Annotated in this window: 15 protein-coding genes and 1 tRNA gene; 2 read left to right on the forward strand and 14 right to left on the reverse strand. The window is 61.9% G+C overall.

The features are described 5' to 3' along the window. Nucleotides 1-11: 11 nt before the first annotated feature. The 13 genes from pheT to C404_RS41495 all read right to left on the reverse strand — a co-directional run bounded on the left by pheT (nucleotide 12) and on the right by C404_RS41495 (nucleotide 13184). A complete protein-coding gene (gene pheT, locus C404_RS41445; RefSeq protein ID WP_021194677.1) occupies nucleotides 12-2441 on the reverse strand; it encodes a phenylalanine--tRNA ligase subunit beta in 2430 nt (809 codons plus the stop codon). Between the two features lie 66 nt (nucleotides 2442-2507). After that, complete coding sequence (pheS, locus tag C404_RS41450; protein ID WP_192840335.1) at nucleotides 2508-3536, reverse strand: phenylalanine--tRNA ligase subunit alpha; 1029 nt, start codon at nucleotides 3534-3536, stop codon at nucleotides 2508-2510. 137 nt (nucleotides 3537-3673) lie between these two features. Next, nucleotides 3674-4030, reverse strand: coding sequence for a 50S ribosomal protein L20 (gene rplT, locus C404_RS0129880; RefSeq protein ID WP_012762124.1), 357 nt, complete (start codon nucleotides 4028-4030; stop codon nucleotides 3674-3676). Between the two features lie 28 nt (nucleotides 4031-4058). Then, the gene (gene rpmI / locus C404_RS41455) at nucleotides 4059-4256 is read right to left on the reverse strand and encodes a 50S ribosomal protein L35 (RefSeq protein WP_004636003.1); all 198 of its coding nucleotides are present in this window, start codon (nucleotides 4254-4256) and stop codon (nucleotides 4059-4061) included. A 167-nt stretch (nucleotides 4257-4423) separates the two neighbouring features. Then, nucleotides 4424-4948, reverse strand: a complete 525-nt coding sequence (infC, locus tag C404_RS0129885; RefSeq protein WP_374754741.1) for a translation initiation factor IF-3 — start codon at nucleotides 4946-4948, stop codon at nucleotides 4424-4426. Nucleotides 4949-4990: 42 nt separating this feature from the next. Then, complete coding sequence (gene thrS, locus C404_RS41460; protein WP_021194681.1) at nucleotides 4991-6898, reverse strand: threonine--tRNA ligase; 1908 nt, start codon at nucleotides 6896-6898, stop codon at nucleotides 4991-4993. Nucleotides 6899-7263: 365 nt separating this feature from the next. After that, nucleotides 7264-7340 (reverse strand) — tRNA-Val (locus tag C404_RS41465). Nucleotides 7341-7362: 22 nt separating this feature from the next. Next, nucleotides 7363-9600, reverse strand: a complete 2238-nt coding sequence (locus C404_RS41470; RefSeq protein ID WP_021194682.1) for a RelA/SpoT family protein — start codon at nucleotides 9598-9600, stop codon at nucleotides 7363-7365. A 27-nt stretch (nucleotides 9601-9627) separates the two neighbouring features. Beyond that, entirely contained in the window at nucleotides 9628-9996 is a 369-nt protein-coding gene (locus C404_RS41475; RefSeq protein WP_021194683.1) for a RidA family protein, read from the reverse strand. 31 nt (nucleotides 9997-10027) lie between these two features. Further along, nucleotides 10028-10897, reverse strand: coding sequence for an alpha/beta fold hydrolase (locus C404_RS41480; RefSeq protein WP_021194684.1), 870 nt, complete (start codon nucleotides 10895-10897; stop codon nucleotides 10028-10030). A gap of 146 nt (nucleotides 10898-11043) precedes the next feature. Further along, nucleotides 11044-11823: a 3-hydroxybutyrate dehydrogenase gene (locus tag C404_RS41485; RefSeq protein WP_021194685.1), complete on the reverse strand. Its 780-nt coding sequence runs from the start codon at nucleotides 11821-11823 to the stop codon at nucleotides 11044-11046. Between the two features lie 13 nt (nucleotides 11824-11836). Continuing rightward, entirely contained in the window at nucleotides 11837-12472 is a 636-nt protein-coding gene (locus C404_RS41490; RefSeq protein ID WP_031329304.1) for a 3-oxoacid CoA-transferase subunit B, read from the reverse strand. 10 nt (nucleotides 12473-12482) lie between these two features. Further along, nucleotides 12483-13184 carry a CoA transferase subunit A gene (locus C404_RS41495; protein WP_021194687.1) on the reverse strand — a complete coding sequence of 234 codons (702 nt, stop codon included), beginning with the start codon at nucleotides 13182-13184 and terminating at the stop codon, nucleotides 12483-12485. 166 nt (nucleotides 13185-13350) lie between these two features. Between C404_RS41495 and C404_RS41500 the strand changes: the two genes are divergently transcribed. Next, entirely contained in the window at nucleotides 13351-13896 is a 546-nt protein-coding gene (locus C404_RS41500) for a LuxR C-terminal-related transcriptional regulator (RefSeq protein WP_021194688.1), read from the forward strand. Between the two features lie 18 nt (nucleotides 13897-13914). Here C404_RS41500 and C404_RS41505 read toward each other — a convergent pair whose 3' ends face one another. Then, a complete protein-coding gene (locus tag C404_RS41505; protein WP_021194689.1) occupies nucleotides 13915-14700 on the reverse strand; it encodes an SDR family oxidoreductase in 786 nt (261 codons plus the stop codon). Between the two features lie 235 nt (nucleotides 14701-14935). Between C404_RS41505 and C404_RS41510 the strand changes: the two genes are divergently transcribed. Further along, on the forward strand, nucleotides 14936-16621 hold the full coding sequence (locus C404_RS41510) for an electron transfer flavoprotein-ubiquinone oxidoreductase (protein ID WP_021194690.1): 1686 nt from the start codon (nucleotides 14936-14938) through the stop codon (nucleotides 16619-16621). Nucleotides 16622-16653: the final 32 nt, after the last annotated feature.

Here is a 16653-nt window from a genome sequence, read left to right on the forward strand (position 1 = left end):
CGTCTGAGACGTCAGGCACGCAGGCGCGCGCCGAATGCATCGCTGGCCGCTCGAATCAGTTGCTGCGTGGCGGCCTCGACAATGTCGTCCTGGAGGGTGCTGTCAGTATCTTGCAACGTAATTCTGAAGGCAAGGCTTTTCTCCTGCGCCCCAATCGCCGCCGTAGCGGCCTTCGGACGGAACTCGTCGAACAGCACAACACCCTGCAGATAGCGTTGCCACGGCGTGCCGACAGCCGTCTTCTCGAACGTGTCGACCAAGTCCTGCACCGCCACATCCTGACGCACGACCAGCGCAATGTCGCGCGTCACGGCCGGCACGCGCGGCACTTCACGATACGTTGGCAGGCCGATGGCGGTGATCGCATCGAGCTCCAGCTCCCACACCACCGGCGCGGTCGGCAGATCGTACTTCTGCAGCCAGCGCGGATGCAGCTCACCGATCCAGCCGATGGCGCGTCCATTCAGCACCACACGGGCGGAGCGCCCCGGATGCAGCGCGGGATGCTCGGCGCGCTCGAAACGCGCCTGCAGCGGCCACAGCAGCGACTCCACATCGCCCTTCACATCGAAGAAATCGACCGGGCGCGTCTGCACGCCCCACTGCTCTTCCTTGGACGGGCCATAGGCAATACCGCCCGCCATCATCGGCTGTGCATAGCCGGCAATCGACAGACCACCATCCGCGACGCTCGCATCGCGGTGGAACACGCGGCCCACCTCGAACATGCGCACGCGCGAAGCCTTGCGATTCAGGTTGTAGCGCACCTTGTCGAGCAAGCCGCCGATGAGCGTGCTGCGCATCACCGAGTACTGGCTGGCGATCGGGTTCAGCAACGGAATCGGGTTGGTGTTGCCGGCAAAGTCGGCTTCCCATTCGGTCTCGACGAAGGCGAAGTTGACGACTTCGTGATAGTCGCGCGCGGCCACGGCGTGACGCACGTCGTGCATCGTGCGGCGTGCCTCGTTGGTCGGACGCATCGCGTTTTCGGCGACCGGCGGCTTGGCCGGAATCCGCTCGAAACCGTAGATGCGCGCGACCTCTTCGATCAGGTCTTCTTCGATCTCGATGTCAAAGCGATACGACGGCGGCTCGACGATGAACACATCGCCGTCCACACTGAACGTGAGGCCCAGGCGCTTGAACACATCGGCCACGACTTCGTGCGACAGCTCAATGCCGAGCACACGCGCCGCACGCGCGACACGCATGCGCACCGGTTCGCGCTTGGGCAGGTTGACGACCTGATCGTCAATCGGACCAGCCTCGCCACCGCAGATGTCGAGGATCAGGGCGCTGATGCGCTCGATGTGTTCAACGGTGGTCGCGTAATCGACACCGCGCTCGAAGCGATGACCGGCGTCGGTCGAGAAGTTGTAGCGGCGCCCGCGGCCCTGGATGGCTTCCGGCCACCAGAATGCAGCTTCGACGTAGATGTTCTGCGTGTCGAGCGTGACGGCAGTCTTGTCGCCACCCATGATGCCGGCCAGGCTTTCGATGGCCTGCTCGTCCGAGATCACGCCGACCTTTTCGTCGACGGTAATCGTGTCGCCGTTGAGCAGCTTCAGCTCTTCGCCGGCCTTGCCCCAGCGCACCGTCAAGCCGCCGTGGATCTTGTCCAGATCGAACACGTGCGACGGACGGCCCAGCTCCAGCATCACGTAGTTGGAGATATCAACCAGCGCCGACACGCTGCGCATGCCAGCGCGCTCGATACGCGAGACCATCCACGCCGGCGTCTTCGCGTGTGCGTTCACGCCGCGGATGATGCGGCCCGAGAAACGGCCGCACAGGTCCGGCGCTTCGACCTTGACCGGCAGCTTGTCGGCCAGCGTCACGGCCACGGGGGCCATCGACGGCACGGTGATCGGTGCGCCCGTCAGCGCAGACACTTCACGTGCCACGCCATGAATCGACAGGCAATCCGCCTTGTTGGGCGTGAGCTTGATCACGAAGATCTGATCATCCAGATCGAGCACCTTGCGGATGTCTTCACCCACCGGCGTGTCTTCCGGCAAGATCAGCAGGCCACCGTGGTCTTCCGACAGCTTCAGCTCGCGCGCCGAGCACAGCATGCCGTAGCTCTCCACGCCGCGCAGCTTGCCGATCTTGATCTTGAACGGCTTGCCGTCTTCACCCGGCGGCAGTTCGGCGCCCACCATCGCGCACGGCACCTTGATACCCACCGACACGTTCGGCGCGCCACAGACGATCTGCAGCAACTCGCCCGTACCCGCGTCCACCTTGCAGACGTTCAGGCGATCGGCGTCCGGGTGCTTGTTCACCTCGACCACATGGCCGACGACGATATTCGTGAACGGCGGCGCAACAGGGTCGACCTCTTCCACTTCAAGGCCGGCCATCGTCAGGCGATGGGAGAGCTCATCCGTGGTGATCGGCGGATTGACGAAACTGCGAAGCCAGGATTCCGGAAATTGCATGGCGCGACAGAAAAGAGAATTCGATTAACGGGGCGACGGGATGACTAAGCTGCGAATGAACGCGTATTACGCGAACTGGCGCAGGAAACGCACATCGCCCTCGAAGAACAGGCGCAGGTCATTGATGCCATAGCGCAGCATCGTCAGGCGCTCCAGGCCGGAGCCGAACGCAAAGCCGATGTAACGCTCCGGGTCCAGGCCCATGTTGCGCACCACGGTAGGGTGCACCTGGCCGGAACCGGAAATCTCCAGCCATTTGCCGTTGCCGAACGCCATGTCGATCTCGGCCGACGGCTCGGTGAACGGGAAATACGACGGGCGGAAACGCACCTGGATGTCGTCGCGCTCGAAGAAGTTGCGCAGGAAATCGGTGTAGACGCCCTTCAGGTCGGCAAAGCTGATGTTGTCGGCAATCCAGAGGCCTTCGACCTGGTGGAACATCGGCGAGTGTGTTGCATCGCTATCGACGCGGTACGTGCGGCCGGGGGCGATGACCTTGATCGGGGGAATGCGGTCGAGGTGCTTGTACTTCTCGACGTGCATGCGGGCGTAGCGCACCTGCATCGGGCTGGTATGCGTGCGCAGCAGCAGGAGCTTGTCGTCGCTGTCGCGGCCATCGATGTAGAAGGTGTCCTGCATCGAGCGCGCGGGGTGGTTGTCCGGGTTGTTCAGCGCCGTGAAGTTCATCCAGTCGGACTCGATTTCGGGGCCGTCGGCCACATCGAAACCAATCGAGCCGAAGATCTTGGCGACGCGCTCCCAGGTGTTCATCACCGGGTGCAGGCTGCCCTCGGCAACGTCGCGGCCGGGCAGCGTCACGTCGATCGCTTCGGCGGCCAGGCGCGCGTTCATCAGCGCATCGGCCAGTGCCTGACGGCGGGCGGTCAGGGCTTCTTCAACGCGGCTCTTGGCCTGGTTGATGCGCGCGCCTTCCGATTTGCGCGTCTCCGGATCCAGCTTGCCCAAACCTTTGAGCAAGTCGGTCAGCACGCCGGACTTGCCGAGAAAGCGCGCCTTCTCGTTTTCCAGCGAGGCGTTGTCCTCCACAGAGGCAAACGCGTTTTGGGCATCGACGACGACTTGGTCCAGATCCAGTGACATGGGAAGGCGAGCGAAAAGAATTCGGGTGATTCGGAACTGCAGAATAAAAAACGGGGCTCGGTGAGAGCCCCGTCAGGGTGATCAGCCGGCAAACTTACTGGGCAATTCCAGCAGCCTGCCCGGCTAATCCATCAGGCGACGTTGGCTTTCACCTGGTTCACGATGGCGGCAAAAGCCACCTTGTCGTGAATGGCCATGTCCGACAGCACCTTGCGGTCCAGCTCGATGGACGCCTTCTTCAGGCCGTTCATGAACTTGCTGTACGTCAGACCATGCTCGCGTGCGCCAGCGTTGATACGTGCAATCCAGAGTGCGCGGAACACGCGCTTCTTGTTGCGACGATCGCGGTAAGCGTACTGACCAGCACGCATGACCGCCTGCTTGGCGATGCGATAGACGTTATTGCGACGGCCGCGGTAACCCTTGGCTGCGCTGATAACCTTCTTATGACGGGCCCGCGCTGTGACCCCACGTTTTACTCGAGGCATGAAATGCTCCTTTCGTAGTTAGTTAGGGTTAGGCGTACGGCATCATTGCGCGAACGGACTTCAGGTTCGTCTCATGGACGCCCTCGGTACCGCGCAGGTGACGCTTGTTCTTGGTGGTCTTCTTGGTCAGGATGTGACGCTTGAAGGCTTGGCCACGTTTGATCGTGCCACCAGGACGGGCGGTAAAGCGCTTGGAGGCGCTTTTCTTCGTCTTCATCTTCGGCATGGAACAACTCCGTTTTTGACATGAAGCCAGGTGGACGGCTAGCGCCGACACTTGCATGACCCGGACTCACTTGTTGTATCGCGGCCAGTTTTGACACCCGCCGCGTTTTCCGACGTTTCCGTCTGAAACCTGCTCAGTGCAGCCGGAATCGTCCGGCCGCCACTGCGTTACTTTTTCTTCTTGGGTGCCAACATCATGACAGCCTGGCGACCTTCCATCTTGGGCATCTGCTCAACCTGGCCGTATTCCTCCAGGTCAGACTTGATACGCTCCAGCACGCGCATACCGAGTTCCTGGTGAGCCATTTCGCGGCCACGGAAACGCAGTGTGATCTTGGCGCGGTCCCCTTCTTCCAGGAAGCGCTTCAGATTGCGCAGCTTGACGTCATAGTCGCCGTCATCGGTACCAGGGCGGAATTTGACTTCCTTCACCTGGATGACCTTCTGTTTCAGCTTGGCTTCGTGAGCCTTCTTCTGCTCCGAATACCTGAACTTGCCATAGTCCATCAGGCGGCAGACGGGCGGCTGCGCAGTCGGCGCGATCTCGACCAAGTCGACGTCTTTCTCTTCTGCCAGACGCAGTGCGTCGAACAGCTTGACGATGCCGAGCGCTTCTCCCTCAACCCCCGTCAGCCGGACTTCCGGCGCGGTGATTTCGCGGTTGAGGCGGTGAGAAGATTTATCAGTAGCGATGTTGATGTCCTCAAAGATTCAAAAAAACAGGCCGTGCCCAGCTCATGACTTGTTGGCGAGATCGTTCTGCAGTCGCTCAACGAACGCCGACAGCGGCATGGAGCCTAGATCGACGTTGCCACGGGCACGCACGGCCACCTGATTTTCATCCCGCTCTTTGTCGCCCACCACAATCTGGTAAGGGACCTTCTGCACGGAATGCTCGCGGATTTTATACCCAATTTTCTCATTCCGCAAATCGACAACCGCCCTAAATCCTTGTTTTTGCAGGGATTGCGCAACGGATTGTGCGTATTCGGCATGCGAATCGGTGATGCTGAGCACCGCAATCTGTACCGGCGAAAGCCACGTCGGCAGCGCACCGGCATATTGCTCGATCAAGATACCGATGAATCGCTCAAGGCTGCCCACGATGGCCCGGTGCAGCATGATGGGGCGATGGCGCGCGCCGTCTTCGCCGACAAACTCGGCGTCCAAGCGCTCCGGCAGGTTCGGGTCGACCTGGATCGTGCCGCACTGCCACTGACGACCAAGTGCATCTTTCAGCACGTATTCGATCTTCGGGCCATAGAACGCACCCTCGCCGGGCAGATACTCGAATTCGCAGCCGGAGGCACGCAAGCCGTCCGCCAGGGCAGCCTCGGCGCGATCCCAGCTTTCTTCGGTGCCAATGCGCTTTTCGGGGCGCGTGGACAACTTGTACAGAATCTCGGTAAATCCGAAATCCTTGTAGACCTTCTGCAGCAGCGTGGTGAACGCCGTCACTTCGGCCTGGATCATGTCTTCCGTACAGAAGATGTGACCGTCGTCCTGAGTGAAGCCGCGCACGCGCATGATGCCGTGCAAACCGCCCGAAGGCTCGTTGCGGTGGCAGGCGCCAAACTCACCGAAACGCAGCGGCAGATCGCGGTAGCTCTTGATGCCCTGTTTGTAGATGAGGATGTGGCCGGGGCAGTTCATCGGCTTGAGCGCGTATTCGCGCTTTTCCGATTCCGTGATGAACATGTTCTCGCGGTACTTGTCCCAGTGGCCGGTTTTCTCCCACAGCGACTTGTCGAGAATCTGCGGCCCCTTCACTTCCTGGTAGCCGTTTTCACGGTACACGCGGCGCATGTACTGCTCGACCTCCTGCCACAGCGTCCAGCCCTTGGGGTGCCAGAACACCATACCCGGCGCCGTTTCGTCGATGTGGAACAGATCAAGTTCGCGACCCAGCTTGCGGTGGTCGCGCTTCTCGGCCTCTTCCAGCATGCGCAGGTAGGCTTCCTGATCTTCCTTCTTGGCCCAGGCCGTGCCGTAGATGCGCTGGAGCATCTCGTTGTTGTGATCGCCACGCCAGTAGGCGCCCGCGACCTTCATCAGCTTGAAGACCTTGAGCTTGCCCGTGGATGGCACGTGCGGGCCGCGGCACAGATCGACGAAATTGCCTTCACGGTACAGGCCGATCTCCTGGTCCTCCGGAATGGAGGCAATGATCTCGGCCTTGTACTTCTCGCCCATGCTTTGGAACAGCTTGACGGCCTCGTCACGGTTCCAGACTTCACGCGTGACCTTCTCGTCTTTCTTGGCGAGCTCGGTCATCTTCTTTTCGATGGCGACGAGGTCTTCCGGCGTGAAGGGACGCTTGTAGGCGAAGTCGTAGTAGAAGCCGTTGTCGATGACCGGGCCGATGGTGACCTGCGCGTCCGGATACAGCTCCTTGACGGCGTAGGCCAGCAAGTGCGCCGTCGAGTGGCGGATTACGTCGACGCCGTCGGCGTCCTTGTCGGTGATGATGGCGAGCTTGGCGTCGCGGTCGATCGTGTAGCTGGTGTCGACCATCTGGCCGTCCACGCGGCCGGCCAGTGCGGCCTTGGCCAGACCTGCGCCGATACTCTGCGCCACCTCAGCCACCGTTACCGGGCCGGGAAACTCGCGCCGGGAACCGTCCGGCAACGTGATTGCGATCATGCTTGCTCCTGTGGAGTCACCGTCGCGCTTGTCGTCCACGCGAAGGCTGTCATTCTGTCGTGCGCCACACCAAGCCGGTGCGGCAGATTGTCGAATCGATGCTTCGAAGCGCTTTCAGCCTGATCGCCACGTATGACATAAAAACGCGGACGAAAAAAAACGCGGCCAAGGCCGCGTTTTCTTTTGCGCTGACTACCGCTTGGGCAGAGCACAAAGGGCGAAAACCGCACCTTGACTACTGTCGCTCCGAAGCGGTTGTAGTTCGCGGTGCTTGAATCATGTTTTGCCCTTCACTTCAGTTGTACGGGACAAACCCGAGGGATGACGGCTTGGACATCCTACCCGACGCGCCCTGCTAAATGCGTTGGTAGGCTCGATTGGACTCGAACCAACGACCCCCACCATGTCAAGGTGGTGCTCTAACCAGCTGAGCTACGAGCCTGCCGAAGAACAAGACTATACCGTCACTTGCGCCTGGCTGTCAACACCCCTTGCACTTCTTCTATCAAAGTCAGTGCGCGTTGCAGTTGCGTTGCCTCCGCCACCTCGGCGGTGAACTGCATTTTGGCAACGCCCTTGCTCGACAGCGTGCGCACGCCCGTCACGTTGATCTTCTCGCGCGAGAGGATTTCCGAGATGTCGCGCAGCAGCCCCTGGCGGTCCAGCGCTTCGACCTGGATATCGATTGGATAGACTGAGTCACTGCGTTGACCCCACTCCGTCTGGATCACGCGGCCCGGCGCGCGAGCGGCCAGCTGCTGGAATGTCGCGCAGCTTTGCCGATGGATCGACACCCCACGCCCGCGCGTAACGAAACCGACGATCGGGTCCGGCGGCGCCGGCTTGCAGCAGCGCGACATCTGCGTAAGCAGCGAATCAACGCCCACCACCAGCACGCCGCTCTTGGCGCCACGGGCCACACTGGTCGCTTTGCTCTTCTTGGTGATCAACGCCTCGTCGTCAACCGGCACGGGGGGCGGCGCACCATCCGAGCGCAGCACCGCCTCGATGCGGCGCAGGCTTAGCTCATCCTTGGCGACCACAGCGTACAGATCGTCCGGCGTCTTGTAGCCGAGCTTGGCCGCCAGCTCCTCCAGATTGACGGCGGTCTTTCCCTCGCGCTGCAGCGTCTTTTCGATGAGCGCACGGCCTTGGGCGAGCGTCTCTTCCAGTTCCATCGCGTTGAACCAGGCACGCACTTTCGTGCGCGCACGCGGGCTGACCAGATAGTGCAACTCGGTGTTCAGCCAGTCACGCGACGGGCCGCCGTGCTTGACGGTCACGATCTCCACCGTCTGCCCGTTCTTCAGCGGCGTGTTCAACGGCACCATCGTGCCGTCGACGCGCGCGCCGCGGCAGCGATGGCCAAGATCGCTGTGCAGATGGTAGGCAAAGTCGACCGGCGTCGCGCCTTGCGGCAACGCGATCACGCGTGCCTGCGGCGTCAGCACGTAGATATGGTCATCGAGCTCGGTGTGCTTGAGCTGCTCCCAGGGCGAATCTTCGTGCGCGACGGTGTGTTCGGCGTCGTCCTTCCAGGCGAGAAGTTGACGCAGCCAGGCGATCTTCTCGTCGTAGCGCTCGCTGGCGGAGAACTGGCCGCCGTAGCCCTTGCTGCCCGCTTCCTTGTAGCGCCAGTGTGCAGCCACGCCGTACTCGGCAAAGTGGTGCATCTCGCGCGTGCGGATCTGCACCTCCAGCGCGCGGCCGTCGTCGCCGATCACCACCGTGTGCAGCGACATGTAGCCGTTGGCCTTCGGACGGGAGATGTAGTCGTCGAACTCTTTCGGGATCGGCTGCCACATGTGGTGCACGAATCCGAGCACCGTGTAGCAATCCTTAATGTCGTCGACGATCACGCGGAAAGCCCGCACGTCATACAGATCGGCAAAGTCGAGCTCCTTGCCGCGCATCTTTTTCCAGATGCTGTAGATGTGCTTGGGGCGGCCGCTCACCTCGGCCTGGATGCCGGCGTCGTGCAGCGTCTTCTGCAACTGCGCGATGGCCTCGCCGATAAACTTTTCACGCTCGATGCGCTTCTCGTCGAGCAGGCGGGCGATGCGCTTGTAGGTGTCGGGGTCTTCGAAGCGGAAGCCAAGATCTTCCAGCTCCCACTTGAGTTGCCAGATGCCGAGGCGGTTGGCGAGCGGCGCATAGATGTCGAGCGTCTCGCGTGCCATACCCTCGGGCGCGGGACGCTTGCTTTGCGCCAACCAGCGCAACGACTGCAACCGTGACGCCAACCGGATCAGCACCACACGAATGTCCTGCGCGAACGCAAGCAGCATCTTGCGCAGCGCTTCGACCTGGGCGCGGCGCGCCTCGGCTTCGTTCTTGCGCGTGATACCGGCATCCGTCGGACTCACCAAGCCAGCAATCGCGCCGATGCGCAGCAACTGCCGCACGTCGTGCACGAGTTTGACCACCTCGGGGCCGAAAGCGGGTTCGAGCGCCTTTTCGTTGTCCATCGCCAACGTGGGCAACAGGAACAGCGCGGCCGCCTGCAGCGACGGGGTATCAACGCGCAGCCCTTCGAGGATGGCGATCGTGCCACGCGCGTGCGACTCCAGCGACTCGCCCGTCAGCGTGACGTTATCGCCGGCATTGGCGGCGAGGTATTCGATCGCCCTAGCGACCTGCTCTGCCGCGGGTGTTGCCAACTTGCCAGCCCCCTCGGCTGGCCGGTCGGTCTTGTTCTCCATGATGCGTCCTGCTGTGACGCGACGGGCTTAGCTCTTCTGCGCAGCCGTCACGACGATTTCAATGCGGTACTTCGGGTTGGCCAGTGCGGACTCAACCGTAGCGCGCGGCGGCGAGTTCTTGGACTCGGCGGCGACCCACTGGTCCCACACCTTGTTCATCTCGCCAATCTCGGTGATGTCTTTCAGGAAGATCTGGCACATCAGGATGCGCGTCTTGTCGCTGCCGTTGGCGGCGAGCACGCGGTCGATGATGGCGAGCACCTCGGCCGTCTGCTCGGCGATGCCGGCATCCAGCGTGGTCTCGGGCACCTGGCCGGCCACGTAGACGACGCCGTTGTAGACGGCTGCGTCGGAGTAACGATGTTCGACGTTGTAGCGTTTCAGTTCAGTGCTCATATTGCGAATCGAATTGGGAGCAGACAAACGGTCATTGACCGAGAAAGAACTTGCGGGCGATCGCCACCTGGTCCGGCTGGATGAAGGTCGGCGCGTGGCCCACGTCGGGAATCTCCACCGTGTTGACGTGTTGACCGCGCTGCATCATGGCCTCAACGGTCTCGCGCGTGAGCAGATCGGACTGCGCGCCGCGCACGATGAGCACCTCGCCGGGAATCGCCTCGAAGAGTTTCCACAAGGTGGCCTCCCCCGCAGCGATCAACTCGGGCGTGGCGCTCTTGAACGGTTCGGCCAGGCGCGGGTCATAGTGCAGGATCCACTCACCGCCCTGCGGCTTGAGAATGGCGGTGTTCAACTCGCGCCATTGCTCGGGCGTATGCGGCCCGAACGACGCGCTGATCGTCTTTAGATACGCAAGCCCCTCGTCGAAGGTCTTGAAGCGGACGTTCAAGCCCAAGTACGCGCCAATACGCGTCAACGACGATTCCGTCACGCGCGGGCCCACATCGTTGAGCAGCAGTTTGCGGACCGGTGACTTCGGCAGGCCCGCCAGGCTCATGCCAATCAGCCCGCCCATCGAGGTTCCAAACCAGTCGACCGACTCCACGTTCAGGCGTGCCAGCAACGTCACCATGTCGGCCACATATTGCGGAATCACGTAGCCCTTCGGATCGAGCAGCCAGTCGGAACGACCACGCCCGACCACATCGGGGCAGATCACGCGGTAGTCGTTGCACAGCGCCTGCGCCAACACGTCGAAGTCGCGGCCGGTACGCGAGAGGCCGTGCACGCAAACCAGCACACGCGGGTTCTGCGGATCGCCCCACTCGTGATAGGCCATCCGATGCAGGCCGGACGGGCTCAGGCACTGCACGAAGGCAAGGCGCGGCGAAACTGGCATCTACAACTCCTACACGAAAATGACGGAGACAGCGAAGCCTGATTGTACGCGGCCCGGCAACCATGCGGCGGTGCAGCAGGCATGCGTGTCTTCGCACAAACAAAAAAGCCTCGCCGCAGCGAGGCTGTTCCACGACGTCGGTCGCGTTACTGCGCCACCCAGCCGCCGTCCATGTTCCAGGCCACGCCGCGCACCTGTTCGGCCGCGTCACTGCACAGGAACACCGCCAGCGCGCCAAGCTGATCGGGCGTGACGAATTCACCGGAAGGCTGTTTTTCCATCAGCAGGTCCTTCTTGGCTTCGAGCGCGGACAGACCATCCTTCTCGGCGCGCGCATCGATCTGCTTCTGCACCAGCGGCGTCAGCACCCAGCCCGGGCAGATCGCGTTGGACGTGATGCCCGTCTGCGCCGTCTCCAGCGCCACCGACTTGGTAAAGCCGACAATGCCGTGCTTGGCCGCCACGTAGGCCGACTTCTGCGCCGACGCCACCAGACCATGCGCCGAAGCGATGTTGATGATACGACCCCAGTTCTTGCGCTTCATGCCGGGCACGGCCAGTCGCGTGGTATGGAACGCCGAGGTCAGGTTGATGGCGATGATGGCGTCCCAACGCTCGGTCGGGAAGTCTTCCACATTGGCCACGTACTGGATGCCAGCGTTGTTGACGAGGATGTCCACACCGCCGAACTCAGCCTCGGCATAGGCAAACATGCCTTCGATCTCGGCCGCCTTGCTCATGTCGGCGCCGTGGTAACCAACGCGAATGGCGTTCTTGCCCGCCGCGGCAATCTGGGCCTTGGGCGCTTCCACATCGCCAAAGCCGTTCATGATGATGTTGGCACCCTGCGCGGCCAGCGAGCAGGCAATGCCCAGACCGATCCCGCTGGTCGAGCCCGTAACGAGGGCGGTTTTTCCTTGCAGCATCGCAGTCTCCGGGTTAGATCAGGGTGACGCCAGTCTTGGCTTGGATTTCTTCGCGCGAAACGCCTGGCGCGGTTTCAACCAGCTTCAGGCCCTGCTCGGTCACGTCCATCACGCCCAGGTCGGTAATGATGCGGTCGACCACGCCCACACCCGTCAGCGGCAGCGTGCACTTGGGCAGGAGCTTCAGGTCTTCAGTGCCGTCCTTCTTCTTGGCGGTGTGCTCCATCAGCACGATCACGCGCTTGACGCCGGCCACCAGATCCATCGCGCCGCCCATGCCCTTGACCATCTTGCCGGGGATCATCCAGTTGGCCAGATCGCCCTTCTCGCTCACCTGCATCGCGCCGAGAATCGACAGGTTGATCTTGCCGCCACGGATCATCGCGAAGCTCTGGTCGCTGCCGAAGATGGCGCTGCCCGGCAGCGTGGTCACAGTTTGCTTGCCGGCGTTGATCAGGTCGGCATCCACTTCGTCTTCCGTGGGGAACGGGCCGATGCCGAGCATACCGTTTTCGCTCTGCAGCCAGACCTCCTTGTCGCCGGTGTGGTTGGCGACAAGCGTCGGGATACCGATCCCGAGGTTGACGTAGAAACCGTCTTGCAATTCCTGGGCAGCACGCGCCGCCATTTGGTCTTGAGTCCAGGCCATGTCGGTCTCCTTAGTTGGCTGCACGGATAGTGCGCTTTTCGATGCGCTTCTCGGGCGTGGCGTTCAGCACAATGCGCTGCACGTAGATGCCGGGCAGATGGATGTCGTCCGGTGCGAGCTCGCCCACTTCGACAATCTCTTCGACCTCGACGATACAGATCTTGCCGGCGGTTGCCGCTGCCGGGTTGAAGTTGCGTGCAGTCAGATTGAAGCGCAGGTTGCCGGACTTGTCGGCCACCTGGGCCTTGACCAGCGACACATCGGGCACCAGCGAGCGCTCCATGACGTACGTTTCGCCATCGAATTCACGCAGCTCCTTGCCCTCAGCCACCAGCGTGCCGACACCGGTCTTGGTGAAGAACGCGGGGATGCCCGCGCCGCCTGCACGCAGCTTCTCTGCCAGCGTGCCTTGCGGCGTAAATTCCAGCTCGAGTTCGCCGGCCAGGTACTGGCGCTCGAACTCCTTGTTCTCGCCCACGTAGGACGAAATCATTTTCTTGATCTGACGGGTTTCCAGCAGCAGCCCCAAGCCGAATCCGTCAACGCCAGCGTTGTTGGAGATGCAGGTGAGATTCTTGACGCCCGAATCGCGCAGCGCGGCAATCAGCGCTTCCGGAATGCCGCACAGGCCGAAGCCGCCCACGGCGATGGTCTGGCCGTCTTTGACGACGCCCGCGAGCGCCTCGCTGGCGCTGGCGAAGATTTTGTTCATGCGTACTCCTTCCTTGGTGGTCCAACGAATCCGGCAGGTTTTTGACCGATCACACAGTTGGGGTTTGTGCGATGCAGCGCCGGAAAATAGTAACGATACAATCTGGCGAGAATACGCAAGCGTCACGCAACGCAGCAATACGTACGACTACATAAGGCTTAATCCCATGCCCGCACTCGATTATCAGACCGCGTTCCAGCTCGCCCCGGTCGGCATGGTGATGTCACGCGAGCGCGTGATGCTCGACGTCAACGACGAAGCCGCGCGCATCTTCGGCCACGCACGCACCACGATGATCGGGCAATCGTTTGAGTTGCTCTATCCGACCCACGATGAGTACGAGCGCACCGGCGCACGCATCATCCCTGTCATGAACGCACGCGGCAGCTACTCGGACGAACGCATCATGAAACGCGCCAACGGTGAGCTTTTCTGGTGCCACGTCACGGGCCGCGCACTGGATCGCACCAAGCCGCTCGGCGAAGGTATCTGGACGTTCGAGGATCTGTCAGCGCACAGACCAGTCACGGCGGCACTTACGCCACGCGAGCGCGACATCGCCGCACAACTGGTCGAAGGCAAGACCAGCAAGCAGATCGGCAAGCAGTTGGAGATCAGCCCACGCACGGTGGAAATTTACCGCGCGCGGCTGATGAAGAAGTACGCCGCCGGCACCTCGCTGGAGCTGGTGCAGCGGCTGATGGGGCATTGAGCCCCAGGACCAGACCCTTTAGACCATCCCGTCGTCAGCGTTGATGACGGCGCCGTTGATGAAATCCGACTGATCCGACGCCAGCAGCAGGATCAACCCATCCAGATCCTCCGGCTTGCCCACGCGCTTGCGCGGCAGCATCTGCACAAGCTTCTGGCCGGCTTCGGTTTCCCAGTGGTGGTGGTTGATCTCGGTGTCGATATAGCCCGGGCAAATGGCATTCGTATTGATGCCCAGACGCCCCCACTCCAGCGCCATGGCCTTGGTCATGTGCACCACGGCAGCCTTGCTCATGCAATAGATGCCGATCTGCGACAACACCTTCAGCCCAGCCACCGACGCAATGTTGATGATGCGCGACTGCGGCAGCGGCGAGCCGTTTTTCTCCGCGCCCTTGGCCCGCGCGATCATGCGCTTGGCGGTTTCCTGCGCCACGAAGAAGGCACCACGCGTGTTGGTGTCAAAGACGAAATCGAAGTCGTCCGGCGTCACGTCCACCATGCGCTGCGTGGTCGACACACCCGAATTGTTGACCAGGATGTCGATGGTGCCCGCCTCGGTTTCGGCATGGGCGATGGCGGCACGGATGCTGTCCGGGTCCGTCACATCCAGGCGCACGACGTGAGCGCTGCCGCCCTTCGATTCGATGTCGGCGCGCAGCTCCTTCAAGCGTTCGACGCGGCGCGAGGCCAGCACGACCTTGGCACCGGCAGCCGCCAGCGTATGCGCGAAACGCGCCCCCAGGCCACTGGATGCGCCGGTGATCAGCGCAACCTTGCCTTCCAGATTGATCGACAGACCCATGATGCGTGATCCCCGTATGTTGGTTTCGCGTGTGGTTTGGCATACGCGAGGCCCGCTGCAGGCGGTCTCGGCATGTGAAGTCGGCGCAGCTTAGCAAAAAATCGAACGATCGTTCAGAAATTTCACTTGCCGCATGCGGGCGTGTCCCCGACAATGCGGGAAATTCTAATGCAGCATTCCGCCATACCAATAAGCAAACGCCCTTAACTGTCCCTAAAAGAGCGACGAGACATCTATGAACCAGCAGCAGCTCCTCGAACAGTACGGTCCCCGAGAGTCCATGGAGTACGACGTCGTGATCGTCGGCGGCGGCCCCGCTGGCCTGGCGACCGCGATCCGGATCAAGCAACGCGCCGCCGAGACCGGCAAGGATGTGTCGGTCGTCGTGCTGGAAAAGGGCTCGGAGCCCGGCGCGCACATCCTCTCGGGCGCGGTGATGGACCCGCGCGCAATCACTGAACTGCTGCCCAACTGGAAGGCCGACGGCGCCCCGCTCAGCCAGCCCGTGACGGGTGACGATGTGCTCTTCCTGAGCGAAACCGGCACCAAGCGCACGCCTGACTGGCTGGTGCCGCGCAACTTCCACAACCACGGCTGCTACGTCATCTCGCTGTCGAACGTGGTCAAGTGGATGGCAACGCAGGCCGAATCGCTGGGCGTGGAAATCTTCCCGGGCTTTGCCGCGGCTGAAGTGCTGTACGACGACAAGGGTGCCGTGCGCGGTGTCGCCACAGGCAACATGGGCATCGGCAAGGATGGTGAGCCGACCGAAAACTTCCAGCTCGGCATGGAGCTGCTTGGCAAGTACACGATCTTCGCCGAAGGTGCGCGTGGCCATCTGGGCCGCCAACTGCTCGACAAGTACAAGCTGAACGCCGGTAAAGACCCGCAGACCTTCGCCATCGGTATCAAGGAACTGTGGGAAATCGATCCGGCCAAGGCCAAGCCTGGCCTAGTGGTGCACACCGCCGGCTGGCCGATGGAAGACGACACCTTCGGCGGCGGCTTCCTGTACCACCTGGAAGACAACAAGGTCACGCTCGGCTTCGTGATCGGGCTCGACTACAAGAACCCGTGGATGAGCCCGTTTGAAGAAATGCAGCGCTGGAAGGCTCACCCGGCCATCCGCGCGCATATCGAAGGCGGCAAGCGCATCGGCTATGGCGCCCGCGCCATCAACAACGGTACGCCGCAAGCGCTGCCGAAGACGGTGTTCCCGGGTGGTGCGCTGGTCGGCTGTGACGCCGGCTACCTGAATGCTGCACGCATCAAGGGCAGCCACGCAGCTATCAAGAGCGGCATGATGTGCGGCGAAGCCGTATTCGACGCCGTGACGGCTGGCCGCTCCGCAGATGAGCTGTCCGCCTACCCGGCTGCTTTCGAGCAAAGCTGGCTGAAGGAGGAACTGGACCAGTCGCGCAACTTCAAGCTGTGGTTCAAGAAGAGCCCGACGCTGGGCAAGATCATGACCGGCATCGAGCAATGGCTGCTGCCCAAGATTGGCGTCAGCAACCCGCCATGGACGCTGCACGGCACGAAGTCGGACAACCAGTCGCTCAAACCTGCCGCCGAGTGCGTAAAGATCGAGTATCCGAAGCCGGACGGCAAAATTACGTTTGACCGCCTCTCGTCGGTGTTCATCTCGAACACCAACCACGAAGAGAATCAGCCGGCCCACCTGACGCTGAAGGACCCAACCGTTCCGACGCGCATCAACCTGACGCAGTTTGCAGGCCCCGAGCAGCGCTACTGCCCGGCCGGCGTGTACGAGTTCGTGAAGAACGACGACGGCGCCGAGCGTCTGCAGATCAACGCGCAGAACTGCGTGCACTGCAAGACCTGCGACATCAAGGACCCGACGCAGAACATCGTATGGGTCACGCCAGAAGGCGGCGGCGGTCCGAACTACGTCGGCATGTAAGCGCCGAATGACCAACAAAAAAGCGCGTTCGA

The organism is Ralstonia sp. AU12-08 (assembly GCF_000442475.1).
Taxonomy (GTDB): domain Bacteria; phylum Pseudomonadota; class Gammaproteobacteria; order Burkholderiales; family Burkholderiaceae; genus Ralstonia; species Ralstonia insidiosa.